Here is a 13,205-nt window from a genome sequence, read left to right on the forward strand (position 1 = left end):
CGGTACTCGCGCATGATCGCCAGGAGGGCCAAGATGAGACTTGCTTCTCGGCGAGATGGAGTTATGATTCCAGAGTGATCAAAGACGACCATTCTCCGGCATTACTCCGCATGAGCGGCATCTCGAAGAGCTTCGCCGGCGTGCAGGCGCTGAAGGGCGTCGACCTCGAGATCGTCGCCGGCGAGGTGCACTGCATCCTCGGGCAGAACGGCGCGGGCAAGTCGACGCTGATCAAGACGCTCGCGGGCGCGCACACTCCCGACGAGGGCAGCATCCTCTGGAACGGCGAGGAGGTGACGCTCTCCTCCCCCCAGGACGCCATCGCGCTCGGCATCGCCACGATGTACCAGGAGCTCGACGTGGTCGACGGGCTCTCGATCGCCGAGAACATCTTCCTCGGGCACGAGCTCGAGGTCGGCGGCTTCCTCCGCACGGGCGAGGCGAACACGCGCACGCGCCAACTGCTGAAGCGCCTCGGCCACGCGAACCTCTCCCCGTCCCGCGAGGTGGGATCGCTGAGTGCCGCGAACAAGCAGATCGTGAGCATGGCCCGCGCGCTGAGCCACGACACCAAGCTGATCATCATGGACGAGCCGTCGGCCGTGCTCGACAGTGAAGAGGTCAAGAACCTCTTCCGCGTGGTGCGCGAGCTCACGGCCGCGGGCATCGCCGTGGTCTACATCACCCACCGGCTCGAGGAGATCCGCGAGATCGGCGACCGCATCACGGTCCTGAAGGACGGCCGGAGCACCGCGAACGGGCTCCCCGTCGCCGACACGCCGACCTCCGAGCTCATCCGGCTGATGACCGGCCGCGAGGTCGCGAACGTCTTCCCGCCCGCGACCCCGGTCGAGCCATCCGCCCCGGTGAAGCTCGAGGTCGAGGGCCTCAGCCTCGACGGCGTGTTCCACGACATCAACTTCAGCGTGCGCGCGGGCGAGATCGTCGGACTGGCCGGCCTGGTCGGGTCGGGCCGCTCGGAGATCCTGGAGACCATCTACGGTGCCCGCCGCGCCACGGGGGGCTCGGTCCAGGTCGACGGCCGCGAGCTGCGCCGCGGCTCGGTCCGCCACGCCGTGCGCGCGGGCGTCGGGCTCTCGCCCGAGGAGCGCAAGAGCCAGGGCCTCCTGCTCGACGAGCCCATCTACCAGAACGTCACGCTCGCCTCCTTCACGCGGTACGCGCGGGGCGGCTTCGTCAACGAGCGGGCCGAGCGCCGCACGGCCCAGGAGCAGATCTCCGCGCTGCAGTTGCGGCCAGCCGACCCCGACCGTCCGGCACGCACGCTGTCGGGCGGCAACCAGCAGAAGATCCTCCTCGCGCGTTGGCTGGTGAACCGCACGTCGGTGCTCCTGCTCGACGAGCCCACGCGCGGTGTGGACGTCGGCGCACGCGCCGAGATCTACGCCCTCATCCGCAAGCTCGCGGCGAACGGGGACGCCGTCGTCATCGTCTCGAGCGAGATCGAAGAAGTCCTCGGACTGGCCGACACGGTCCTCGTCATCGCCGACGGCCGCGTGCTCAGCACCGTGAAGGCAGACCAGATCGACGAGCACCGCGTGCTCGACCTCATCATGGAAGGAACCGCCGCGTGAGCGAGCAGCAGTCGCAGACCATCACCTCTGCCCAGAACGATCCCGAACAGCTCCCCCCCACCGAGCGGCGCTTCTCGGCGAAGTCGCTCCTCAGCGGCTCGGTCGGGCGCAACCTCGGCCTGGTCCTCGCCCTCCTCGCACTCTTCGCGGTGGGCGCCATCACTGCGGGCGAGCGATTCACGAACGTCGACAACATCCTCGTGATCCTCCGCCTCGCCTCGATCATCGGCGTGATCTCGATCGGCATGACGTTCGTCATCATCGGCGGCGGCATCGACCTGTCGGTCGGCTCGGTCATGGGCTTGGCCTCGGTCGTCGCGACGCTGAGCGCCGTGCAGGTCGCGGCCGAGAACTCCACGTGGCTCGTGATGGTCTTCGTGGCGCTCGCGGTCGGCCTCGCCGCCGGCTTCATCAACGGCATCGTCATCGCCTACGGCAAGGTCGTCGCGTTCATGGCGACCCTCGCGATGCTCGTCGCGGCACGCGGTCTCGCCGAGATCCTCGCCAACCGCCAGACGCAGGTCGTCCGCATCCCCGAGTACATCGAGTTCATGAACCTCGACCTGCTCGGTGTCGACATGCTGATCTGGATCTTCATCCTCGTCGCCGTCGGCGGCTGGATCCTGCTGAACCGCACCACGTTCGGCCGCCGCACGATCGCGATCGGCGGCAACCGCGAGGCCGCCCGCCTCGCCGGCCTCGCCGTGCGCCGCCACACCATCTACCTCTACGCGCTCGCGGGCCTGACCGCCGGCATCGCCGCGGTCATGATCCTCGGTCGCACCACCGCGGGAACGTCGACCCACGGCATGCTCTACGAGCTCGACGCGATCGCCGCCGTGGTCGTGGGCGGCACGCTGCTCGCGGGTGGTCGAGGCACCATCACCGGCACGGTGTTCGGCGTGCTCATCTTCGCCACGCTCACGAACGTGTTCACCCAGAACAACCTCTCCACGTCGGTCCAGGCCGTCGCGAAGGGCGTCATCATCGTCATCGCCGTGCTGCTCCAGCAGCGCTTCTCCGGACAGGGATCGCGGACGCAATAGCGTCCCTCGATCTGGGGCGCGGCGAACGACGGGTGCATACGAAGCCATGCGAGTCATGACATGGGCTATGGGAGGATCGACAGATGGGTGATGTCAGTGCGGGGGGTCCCCGACCCCACGTGAACGCGCTCGGATCGACCGCGATGAGCGACCTGTTCCAGATCCTCCGCGACGGTCAACCGCGCACCCGCAGCGAGCTCGCGGCCATCACCGGGCTCGCCCGTACGACGGTGGCCATGCGCATCGACGCGCTCACCGACCTCGGCCTCGTGGGCCCGGTCGGCGAGGCGGCGTCGACGGGCGGGCGCCCGTCCTCGCTGTTCGCGATCACCGCGAGCGACCGGTACGTGATCGGCGTCGACATCGGGGCGTCGCACGTGCGGGTCGCGCTGAGCGACATCACCGGTCGCATGCTCGAGGAGACCAACTCGGTCATCGCGGTGTCCGAGGGGCCCAGGATCGTGCTCGACACGGCGATCGCCTCGGCCCGCGAGCTCATCGACCGGGCCGGCCGGCGTCTGGATGACCTGCTGGCGATCGGCGTTGGCGTGCCGGGTCCGGTCGAGTTCAGCTCGGGCCGGCCGATCAACCCGCCGATCATGCCCGGCTGGGACCGCTTCGACGTGGCCGGCTGGATCCGCCAGGAGATCGACGTCCCGGTGCTCGTCGACAACGACGTGAACATCATGGCGCTCGGCGAGCGCGAGCGCGCCTGGCCCGACGTCGATCACCTGCTGTTCGTCAAGATCGCGACCGGCATCGGCGCGGGCGTCATCTCCGGCGGCTTCCTGCAGCGCGGCGCACAGGGCACCGCGGGCGACATCGGCCACGTCTACGTGTCGCGCGGCGCCGAGATCGCGTGCAACTGCGGCAACTTCGGATGCCTCGAGGCCCTCGCCTCGGGCAGTGCCATCGCGCGCGCCCTCACGGCCGAGGGCATCCCCGCTACGAACTCGCGCGACGTGGTCGACCTCGTCAAGAACGGCAACGTCAAGGCGATCCAGGCGGTCCGCCAGGCCGGGCGCGACATCGGCGAGGTGCTCACCACCTGCCTGAGCCTCATGAACCCGTCGGTCATCGTGCTCGGCGGGGCGATGGCCGAGGCGGGCGAGCACCTGATCGCGGGCGTGCGCGAGGTCGTCTACCGGCGCTCGATGCCGCTCGCGACCGAGGCACTGCACATCACGCTCTCGCAGACGGGGGCCGACGCGGCGGTCCTGGGCGCCACGATGCTCGCGATCCACCACTCGCTCTCCCCCGCCAACATCGAGGCCATGATCGCCGCGTCGTCGACCGGGCTCATGCGCGCGGTCAAGTAGGCACGACCCCGGCAAATGGACTCGGCGCCGCGCGTCCGCCACGGCCGTCCGCGGGTGGCGGTCGGGGGTACCGTGGTCGGGTGACCGACACCCCGTTCGCGCTCTTCGACCTCGAGTCGGTCGCGCCGCGCGTCGCGTCGGCCCTCCGCGAGCCCGTGCACCCGCACGAGCGACGCGTCGTGGCCGACGCGGGCGATCGCGTCGCGTGGCTTCGTGCCCGATCGCGGGGCGTCACGGCGACGGATGCCGCGAAGCTCGCGTCCGCGGCATCCGTGAAGGCCGCGGCGAGCGAGAAGCTCTACGGCACGCCGGGCCGCGGCTTCGGCGGGAGCCGGTACACCGACCACGGCCGTTCGCGCGAGCCCGTGATCGCGGAGTGGGTGCGCCGCGAGCACGGCATCGCGCCGTCCAGCCTGCTGTTCCACGCCGAGCGCGATCGACGCCACTTGGCGACGCCCGACGGGCTGCGGGTCTCGGCGGCGGGCGCGGTCGAACTGTGCGAGATCAAGACCACGTCCAAGCCGTGGCGCGGCATCCCCCGCGGCTACCTGCGTCAGGTGTGGTGGCAGCAGTACGTGCTCGGCGCCGAGCGCACGCTCATCGTCTGGGAGCAGCACGACGGCTTCGTGCCCGTCGGCGACCCGCAGTGCCGCTGGGTCGATCGCGACGAGAACCAGGTCGCACAGCTCGTGCGCCTCGCCGACCTGCTGCTCGAGGCGATCCGGCCGCAGCCCGGGGCGCCCGAACCCGTCGGCTACCGGGAGTCGCCCGAGCGTGCGTTCTACCGCCCGGGGCCGCTCGCGTGACGACCGAGGTCGTGCTCCTGCACGGACTCGGTGCGGCGCGCAATCAGCCGCTCGGATTGTTCGGCCCGGTGCTCGACCAGCTCGGCGTGCCGCCCACCGCGATCGCGGCGCCCGACGTGCGGGCGCACGGCGCGTCCACTCTCGTCGGCGAACCCGGCGACTTCGCGCTCGACCGGCTCGCGCGCGAGGTCGGCGAGGCGGCCCGTGCGGCGCTCGACAGTGCGAGCGGCGACGCCGCGGCGTCCGCCCCGCCCGCCGATGGGCCGTCGAAACCCCTGACGATCATCGGCATCTCGATGGGCGCCGCGCTCGCACTGCGGATCTGCCTGCTCGGCCTGCTGCCCGTCGAGCGCGCGGTGTTCGTGCGTCCGGCGTTCGGCGAGCGGTCGCTCCCACCGAACCTGCGGGCCTTCCCCGTCATCGGCGAGCTGCTGCGTGAGCGGGGCCCTGTCGCCGGCGCCGAGCGGTTCCGGCACACCGAGCCGTACGCGCGCGTGGCGCACGAGTCCCCGGCCGGCGCGCGAGGACTCCTCACGCAGTTCACCGCGCCGGATGCCGCGCGGCGGGCGATGCGCCTCGTCGAGATCCCGCGCAACCGGGCGTTCGAGGCCGACGGCGATCTCGGCGCGCTCGCGAGCCGCGGCATCCGCTCGCTCGTGGTCGGAGCGCCGCGCGACCCCGTGCACCCGTTCTCGTTGGCCGAGCGCTGGGCCGGCGGCCTCGGCGCGCCGCTCGAGCGCGTGCCGCCGCGCGACGACGGGCAGCCCGCGCAGGATGCCGCGATGCGCGCGATCGTCGGCGGATGGCTCAGCCGGCCCTGACCCGCTGGTCGAGGTCGTCGGGCTCGCCCACGCCGGCGACCGAACCCGGCGCGGGCGCCGCGACCGCCTCGTGCGGCCACGGCGTTCGGCTCAGCGCGAGCACCCCCGCGCCGACGAGGAGGATGAACGCCGCGATCGCGATCACGTAGACCGCGACGCCGCCGTACCCCGCTTCCTGCGCGGGGTTGAGGAACGGATACGGGTACCAGCCGACGATCGGGCCGCGCACGAGCGAATACACCGCCCAAGCGAGCGGGAACACCGCGATCGTCCAGAGCCGCGCCCACGGGATCCGGTGCCGGCCCGGCGCCAGCACCCAGTCGGCGACGACGTAGAGCGGCGCCCAGACGTGCAGGATCTCGTTCGACCACGGCACGGTGGTGGCCTGGTCGAGCGAGATCTCGCGGAGCAGCAGGTTGTAGACCACGAAGGTCGTCGCCATGTACGTCACCGCGCAGGCACGGATGAGGTTGTACCAGCCGGGGTCGTCGGGCCGCGTGAAGGCGAACCACGCGCCGACGAGCAGGACCAGCGCGGTCAGCGCGTTCGAGAGGATCGTGAAGAAGCTGAAGAAGTTGACGATGAACGCCGCGCGATCGGGCACCATCGACCAGCTCACGATGAACTGGCCCACGATGGCGACGATCACCGCGCCCGCCGCCACGATGCGGAGCACCCCGAACAACGCGCGCATGCCGATCCCCCTCGACTCCCCGGTGCTCGCAGCCTAACCTGCCCCAGAATGGACCCACGGGAGGCGAGCGGATGGCGGATGCGATGCGGGCACTGGTGATCGACGAGGCGGGCGAGGGGGCCGAACTGCGCGTCGGCGAGGTGCCGCGGCCGCTCCGCGTGTCCGACGAGGTGCTCGTGCGCGTGATCGCCGCGGGAGTGAACCCGATCGACCGCAAGACCAAGCTCGGCAAGGGGGTGGCGGCCGCCATCCCGTCGTTCCCCGCGGTGCTCGGGAACGACTTCGCCGGCGTCGTGGAGACGGTGCCGTATGCGGCGCATCCGCTGCAGCCCGGCGACCGGGTCTACGGCATGACGCGCGTGCCGCGCGGGTCGGGCAGTTACGCCGAATACGTGAGCGTGTCGTCGATGAGCGTCGCCCCCATGCCCGTCGCGACGGGCTTCGTCGAGGCGGCGGCGGTGCCGTGCGCGGCCCTCACGGCGTGGGGCGCGGTGGTCGACGTCGCGCGCGCGCACGACGGCCAGCGCATGCTGATCCACGCCGGGGCGGGCGGGGTGGGTCACTTCGCGGTGCAGCTCGCGAGCTACTTCGGCGCGCACGTCACGGCCACGGGCTCCTCCGAGAACGCGGAGTTCCTCGCCTCGCTCGGCGCGCGGCGCGTGATCGACTACACGTCCGAGCGGTTCGAGGAGGTCGCGGGGGAACAGGACGTCGTGATCGACCTGATCGGCAACGTCGTCGACGAGACGGGCACGCGGTCGCTGCGGGTGCTGCGCCGCGGCGGGCTCGTCGTCAACGTGCCGACCCGGTCGTGGCCGACCATGGCCGAGGAGGCCGAAGCCGCGGGCGTGCGCGCCACGGGCTACTCGGTCTCGCCCGACGCACGGACGCTCGCGGTGATCTCGCGGCTCATCGACGACGGATCGGTGCGGGTGCACGTCGACGGCGAGTACCCGCTCGACCTGGGCGAGGCCGCGCACCGGCGGCTCGGCGAGGGGCACGTGCGCGGCAAGCTCGTGCTCCGGGTCGCGCCCGACCCCGCCTGACGCGGACGCGCGGGAGGGCTTCGCACGCGCGGGGAGGACGGCTGCCGGCATCGCGACTTCCGCACCCGCTCCTCCCGGCGGGTCGGGTCACCCCGACGGCGTGCGGCCGCCGAGCAGCGCCGAGCCGAGCTCGCTGCGCAGGTAGAGCACGCTCCGGCCGTACCGGGTGCTGACGAGCAGCCCGGCGTCGCGCAACGCACGCAGGTGCTGGTTCACCGCGCTGGGCGTGACGTCGAACCGCACGCCGAGCTCGGTCGAGGAGGCCGGGTCGCCGAGCGCCGCGAGCAGCGAGGCGCGCGTCTCGCCGAGGATGCCCGCGACCGCCGCCGGATTCGCGATCCGCTCGGTCTCCCAGAGGGCGCCCTGTCCGCGAGCCGGGTACATGAGCATGGGCGGGCCCAGGCCGACGGGCGCCGACGCGCGCCGCGTGAACATGGTCGGCACGAGCGTGAGTCCGGTGCCGTCGATGCGATGCGTGCGATCGGTCGGGTCCTTGAGCCGCACCGACAGGATGTCGCCGTCGAAGTCGATCGTCGCCGAGAGCCCGTTGAGCATCGCGCCGAGCCCGTGCTGGGCGATCTGCCGTCCGCGGTGCACGACGTCGGCCTCGAGCACGGCGCGCATCCGGGGCCAGTACGGTTCGAAGCTCGCGTCCCAGAGCTCCTCGAGTGCGGCGACCACGCGACGCACGGCCGCGCGAGGCGGTCCGGCGAGCACGTCGGGCACCCGCCCGTGCACGGCCGTCAGGTCGCGGTGGAACACGTCGGCGGAGAGCTCGCGGAGCTCGGCGAGCTCCTCGTCGAGCCGGGTGAGCGGGGAGTGCGGTCGCGGGTTCAGGAAGTCGGGCGTCCACATCCGATCGTCGATGAGCGCATCGAGCACCTCATGGTCGAGGTCGGCACGCGCCTCCTCCGTGCGGCGCACCCATGGCAGCTGCAGCGGGAAGTACGCGGGCCCGCGGATGGCGCGGAGCGAGAGGCCGAGCTCGCACAGCGGCGAGATGCCGAAGCGCACCGACGCGACATCCTGTTCCTCGAGCACGTACCGCAACATGTAGCAGAACGCTACATCGATTCCGTCGCGGATGCAGGGCTGGCAGAACGGAGTCGTGACCGTCGCCCCCAGTCGTCCCCCGCTCGTCTCCCGCATCCTCGCGCCGCTCGCCGACCCGGTGCTCCGCGTCCTCGTCGTCGCGACCCTCATCAGCCGCATCGGCCGCGGCATCTTCCTGACCGTCACCGTGCTCTACTTCACCTTCGTGGTGGGCCTGCCCGCCAACGAGGTCGCGATCGTGCTGTCGCTCGCGAGCGCGGCGGGCGTGCTGTCGTCGCTCGCGGGCGGATGGCTCGCCGATCGCGTCAGCGCACGCGCGCTGCTGATCGGGCTCTCGGTCGCCGACGGCGTCGGTCTCATCGCATACGTCTTCGCCGGCGACTTCGTCACCGCGCTGGTCATCGCCGTCAGCGTCGGAGCGGTCGAGCAGGCGGCGAACGCGACGCGCACCGCGATCATCGCGCGTGCGTTCACCGGCGAGCGGCGCGTCGAGGCCCGCGCGGTACTGCGGACCGTCACGAACCTCTCGATCGCGGTGGGCTCCGGCATCGGCGCGATCGCGCTCGTCGTCGGCACGCCCGAGGCGTACCGCGCCATCATCGTCGGGGCGGGCGTGGCCTACCTGCTCGGCGTCACCCAGCTCGTGCGGCTGCCGCGCACTGGCGACGCACCGGCGCGGCTGCTCGCGACGCCGGTGACCACCGCGACCGGATCGACGGATGTCGCGGCATCCGCCCGCGCCGAGCGTGCCGCGTTGCGCGCCCACTCGCCCTGGCGCGACCCGCGGTACCTGCTCCTGACGCTGTGCAGCGCGGTCTTCGGCATGCAGTTCGGCGTCTCGGACGTCGGCGTCCCGCTGTGGATCGCGCACCACACCGCGGCGCCCGAGGTCCTGGTCGCGTTCGTGCTCGTGCTCAACACCGCGATCGTCGTGCTCTTCCAGGTGCCGCTCTCCCGCGGCACCCACGACCTCCGCGTGGCTGGACGCGTCTCGGCGATCGCCGCCTGGCTCATGGCCGGTGCGTGCGTGGTCTACGCGCTCGCGGCGGGGCTGCCCGCGTGGGCCGCCATCGCCGTGGTGCTCGTCGCGGCGCTCTCGCACGCGTTCGCCGAGGTGCTCTCGCAGGCCGGCGGCTGGGGCCTCAGCTTCGAGCTCGCCGACCCCGTGCGCGCGGGCACGTACCAGGGGGTCTTCTCGATGGGGTACTCGCTCGGCGCGATGTGCGCGCCGCTCGTCGTCGCATCGACCGCACTCGAGCACGGGCTCGCGGGGTGGACGGTGCTCGGCGCGATCTTCCTCGCGTCGGGGCTCGGCACCTGGGCGATCGCGCGCCGTGCGGCCCGCGCGGCCGATGAGCGCGTTTCAGGAGAAGGGAAGCTGCTCAGGACCGGATCCGCAGTTTCGTCCTGATCCGCCTCCGATCTCCTGAAACGGTGAGGAGCCGGCGGGGGGCGCGGGGCCGATCCGCAGCCAACCCACAGGCCGGGCGTCGGATGGCTCGACTAGCGTGACGGCATGAGCGCCGCGCCGTCCGTCGTCTGGTTCCGCGACGACCTGCGCGTCGCCGACCATCCGGCGCTGCATGCGGCGGTCGAGCGGGGCGAGCCCATCGTCGCCGTCTACGTGCTCGACGAGGAGTCGCGCGGCATCCGCCCGCTCGGCGGCGCCGCGAAGTGGTGGCTGCACCACTCGCTCGCCTCGCTCACGGCCGACCTGCACGATCTCGGCGTCAAGCTCGTGCTGCGCCGCGGGTCGGCGGGGCGCGCGATCCGCTCGCTCGTCGACGAGGTCGGCGCGGGCGCGGCGTACTGGAACCGGCGCTACGGCGGTGCCGAGCGCGCCGTCGACACCGACCTGAAGACCGGGCTGCGCGACGCCGGGCTCGAGGTGCAGAGCTTCGGCGCATCGCTGCTGTTCGAGCCCTGGACGATCCGCACGGGCTCGGGCACGCCGTTCTCGGTGTTCACGCCGTTCTGGAAGGCGTGCCTCGCGGCCGACGAGCCGCGGCATCCCCTGCCCGCCCCGTCCGAGCTCGACGGCTTCGGCGGCCCGAGCGGGCGCGACGGCCCGGCGAGCGACGAGCTCGACGACTGGGCGCTCCTCCCCACGACCCCCGACTGGGCGGGCGGCCTCCGCGACACGTGGGAGCCCGGCGAGGCGGCCGCGCATCATCGCCTGCGCGAGTTCCTGCGCCACGACCTCGCCGAGTACGCGACCGGCCGCGACCGCATGGACCAGCAGGTGACCAGCCACCTCTCGCCGAGGCTGCGCTGGGGCGAGCTGAGCCCGCACCAGGTATGGCACGCGACGCGTGAACACGCGGGCGGCACGGCCGGCGCGCGCAAGTTCCTCTCCGAGGTCGGATGGCGCGAGTTCGCGTGGCACGTGCTGTTCCACTTCCCCGACCTCGCGACGAAGAACTGGCGCGCCGAGTTCGACGCGTTCCCCTGGCCGCGGCTGCATCCCTCGGCGCTCACCGCGTGGGAGCGGGGGCGCACCGGCGTGCCGGTCGTCGACGCCGGCATGCGCGAGCTCTGGCACACGGGCGTGCTGCACAACCGGGTGCGCATGGTCACGGCGTCATTCCTCACGAAGAACCTGCTCGTGGACTGGCGGCGGGGCGAGCAGTGGTTCTGGGACACGCTCGTCGATGCCGACCACGCGTCGAACCCGTTCGGGTGGCAGTGGGTCGCAGGCTCGGGTGCCGATGCCGCTCCGTACTTCCGCGTGTTCAACCCCGAGCTGCAGCGCGAGAAGTTCGACCCCGACGGGGCGTATGTGCGGCGGTGGGTGCCCGAGATCGGCACCGACGAGTACCCCGAGCCGATCGTCGACCTGAAGGCGACGCGCGAGGCGGCGCTCGCGGCGTACGAGCACGTGAAGGCCGCTCGATAGGTCGCGCACGTCCGCCTCGCAGAGAGGACGCGGCCCTGAGGTCGGTCGCGACGCCCTGCCGGGCCCGGTCGGCAGACTCACCGGACCGCCGGAGCCTGGGCGTCCCCTCGGCCGCTCCGACGCGGGCAGGCGCGAGGGACTCTCGACTTCTTGCCCCCGGCTACGCGACTTACGTTACGACCAATGCAGATTCTGTTGACATCACGACACAAGTTCGCGAAGGTGGGCTGACGTGCTCGATGGCGAGTCGAGGGCGACACAGCTCTCACGAAGGGAAACCACACCGATGTGTTACGGATTCGACGGCGACCAGGCGATGCAGGCATCACGTGCTCAGCGCGGCATCAGCAGGCGTGGGGTGCTGATGGGGCTGCTCGGCGCGTCCGCCGCGGCGCTCTCGCTCGGCGGCGGGGCGATGCCGGCGGTCGCCGATGTCGCGACCAAGCCGTGGAAGCGAGTGCCGCCCGGCAAGATCAGCATCCAGCTCTGGACGGTTCGTGAGGCACTGGGTGCGCCGTGGGGCCCCGGCGACTACGACACGACGCTGCGCGCGATCGCCGAGCTGGGCTACCCTCGCGTCGAGCAGGCGCTCGGCTACTTCGGTCGGTCGGCGGCCGAGCTGCGCGCGTTCTACGACTCGATCGGCATCCGTGCCAGCTCGTCGCACGACGGCGTGTCGGCCGACGACGCGGCACTCGCGATCAAGCTCGAGAACGCGGCAACCCTGGGGCAGAAGTACCTCAACGTGCCCTACTTCGCCTCGAACTCGCTCGCCGACTGGCAGGGGCTCGCCGATCGCATGAACGTCGAGGCGCAGGCCGCGGCGTCGTACGGCATCGCGTACGGGTACCACAACCACGCCCACGAGTTCACGACCGACCTCGGCGGCGGGCGTACGCCTTGGCAGGTGCTCACCGAGCGGCTCGACCCGTCGCTCGTCCACCTCGAGGTCGACCTGTACTGGGCGGTCACCGGCGGCGCGAACCTCGGCGAGGCCGACCCGGTGCAGTTCGCCATCGACACGATCCACGAGGCCCCGCAGCGGGTGCGCCAGTTCCACGTGAAGGACCGGCACCTCGACGGCGACATGGCCGACCTGGGCACCGGCACGATCGCGTTCGACCGCATCTTCGCGGCACACGCGGTCGAGGAGTACATCGTCGAGAACGACACCCCCGATGTCACGCCGCTGCAGACGGCCGCGGTCGGCTACGACTACCTCCGTTCGCTGCGCTTCTGACGCGCCCACCCGGAGGGTGTCCGGTGTCCGTCGACCTCTGGTCGACGGCGCGGCGCCCTCCGGCTCGAGGCCGCGCGCTCGCCGTCAGGGCAGCGCGCGCTCGAGCACGAGGTCGTGCTCCAGCCGGTCCCCGAGCCTGAAGCGCTTCGTGCCGACGACGGCGAAGCCGTGCTTCTCGTAGAAGCGGATGGCGCGTGCGTTCTCCTCGTTCACGCCGAGCCACACGACGGGGGCGCCCTCGCGGCGAGCCTCGGCGAGCGTCGCACGCATGAGCTCGCCGGCGACGCCGCGTCCATGCGCGGCGGGATGCGCGTACATCTTGCTGAGCTCGACGGCGGGCCGCGCCGACACCGCGGCCGCGGCGTCCGCGTCGGCCGGCTCGCCGTCCTCGGTGCGCACGAGCATCGACCAGCCCACCAGGCCCGACGTTCCGTCGAGCTCGCGTCGCCACGACGGATCGCCGGCGTCGTCGGCGACCGCGACCAGCAACGTGCGATCGCGGTCGGCGAGGTACTCGGCGAACCGGTCGCGCGTGAGGTTCCGAGCGATGAAATCGGAGATCGCCTCGGCGGTGGTCGACGGCGGGCAGGCGAGCGGGAACGTCACGGCGGCGAGCGCGGCGAGCGCCGCGGCATCCGCCGGCCCTGCGGGTCGGATCTGCACGGTCACCACGGCACCCTACCCCCGGT

12 protein-coding genes are annotated in these 13,205 nt (G+C 72.0%); 9 read left to right on the forward strand and 3 right to left on the reverse strand.

The features are described from left to right. Positions 1-110: 110 nt before the first annotated feature. The 5 genes from BLT99_RS11880 (at position 111) to BLT99_RS11900 (ending at position 5,587) form a co-directional block, all read left to right on the forward strand. A complete protein-coding gene (locus BLT99_RS11880) occupies positions 111-1,595 on the forward strand; it encodes a sugar ABC transporter ATP-binding protein (RefSeq protein WP_172802975.1) in 1,485 nt (494 codons plus the stop codon). Continuing rightward, positions 1,592-2,641 (forward strand): ABC transporter permease, encoded by a 1,050-nt coding sequence (locus BLT99_RS11885; RefSeq protein WP_092672667.1) that lies wholly within the window; start codon positions 1,592-1,594, stop codon positions 2,639-2,641. The genes BLT99_RS11880 and BLT99_RS11885 overlap by 4 nt, the downstream gene beginning before the upstream one ends. Positions 2,642-2,784: 143 nt before the next feature. Continuing rightward, positions 2,785-3,960, forward strand: coding sequence for an ROK family transcriptional regulator (locus BLT99_RS11890; protein ID WP_231945683.1), 1,176 nt, complete (start codon positions 2,785-2,787; stop codon positions 3,958-3,960). Positions 3,961-4,040: 80 nt separating this feature from the next. Next, the gene (locus BLT99_RS11895) at positions 4,041-4,766 is read left to right on the forward strand and encodes a YqaJ viral recombinase family protein (protein WP_092672673.1); all 726 of its coding nucleotides are present in this window, start codon (positions 4,041-4,043) and stop codon (positions 4,764-4,766) included. Then, positions 4,763-5,587 (forward strand): alpha/beta hydrolase family protein, encoded by an 825-nt coding sequence (locus BLT99_RS11900; RefSeq protein WP_092672676.1) that lies wholly within the window; start codon positions 4,763-4,765, stop codon positions 5,585-5,587. The genes BLT99_RS11895 and BLT99_RS11900 overlap by 4 nt, the downstream gene beginning before the upstream one ends. On the opposite strand, the gene BLT99_RS11905 is transcribed toward BLT99_RS11900, so the two are convergent. Next, positions 5,574-6,281 (reverse strand): Pr6Pr family membrane protein, encoded by a 708-nt coding sequence (locus BLT99_RS11905; RefSeq protein ID WP_166670874.1) that lies wholly within the window; start codon positions 6,279-6,281, stop codon positions 5,574-5,576. The two genes, BLT99_RS11900 and BLT99_RS11905, sit on opposite strands and share 14 nt — an antisense overlap. Before the next feature lie 71 nt (positions 6,282-6,352). Here BLT99_RS11905 and BLT99_RS11910 point away from each other — a divergent pair, with 71 nt between their 5' ends. Beyond that, positions 6,353-7,327, forward strand: coding sequence for an NADP-dependent oxidoreductase (locus BLT99_RS11910; RefSeq protein ID WP_092672679.1), 975 nt, complete (start codon positions 6,353-6,355; stop codon positions 7,325-7,327). Between the two features lie 87 nt (positions 7,328-7,414). On the opposite strand, the gene BLT99_RS11915 is transcribed toward BLT99_RS11910, so the two are convergent. After that, entirely contained in the window at positions 7,415-8,380 is a 966-nt protein-coding gene (locus tag BLT99_RS11915; RefSeq protein WP_092672682.1) for an ArsR/SmtB family transcription factor, read from the reverse strand. Between the two features lie 55 nt (positions 8,381-8,435). On the opposite strand from BLT99_RS11915, the gene BLT99_RS11920 reads away from it, so the two are divergent. The 3 genes from BLT99_RS11920 (at position 8,436) to BLT99_RS11930 (ending at position 12,516) form a co-directional block, all read left to right on the forward strand. Then, complete coding sequence (locus BLT99_RS11920; protein ID WP_229724361.1) at positions 8,436-9,791, forward strand: MFS transporter; 1,356 nt, start codon at positions 8,436-8,438, stop codon at positions 9,789-9,791. Between the two features lie 105 nt (positions 9,792-9,896). Further along, positions 9,897-11,276, forward strand: a complete 1,380-nt coding sequence (locus BLT99_RS11925) for a cryptochrome/photolyase family protein (protein ID WP_092672688.1) — start codon at positions 9,897-9,899, stop codon at positions 11,274-11,276. A gap of 286 nt (positions 11,277-11,562) precedes the next feature. Next, the gene (locus BLT99_RS11930; protein WP_092672691.1) at positions 11,563-12,516 is read left to right on the forward strand and encodes a sugar phosphate isomerase/epimerase family protein; all 954 of its coding nucleotides are present in this window, start codon (positions 11,563-11,565) and stop codon (positions 12,514-12,516) included. 84 nt (positions 12,517-12,600) lie between these two features. On the opposite strand, the gene BLT99_RS11935 is transcribed toward BLT99_RS11930, so the two are convergent. After that, positions 12,601-13,185: a GNAT family N-acetyltransferase gene (locus tag BLT99_RS11935; RefSeq protein ID WP_092672694.1), complete on the reverse strand. Its 585-nt coding sequence runs from the start codon at positions 13,183-13,185 to the stop codon at positions 12,601-12,603. Positions 13,186-13,205: the final 20 nt, after the last annotated feature.

The sequence above is a fragment of the Agromyces flavus genome, from assembly GCF_900104685.1.
Classification (GTDB): domain Bacteria; phylum Actinomycetota; class Actinomycetes; order Actinomycetales; family Microbacteriaceae; genus Agromyces; species Agromyces flavus.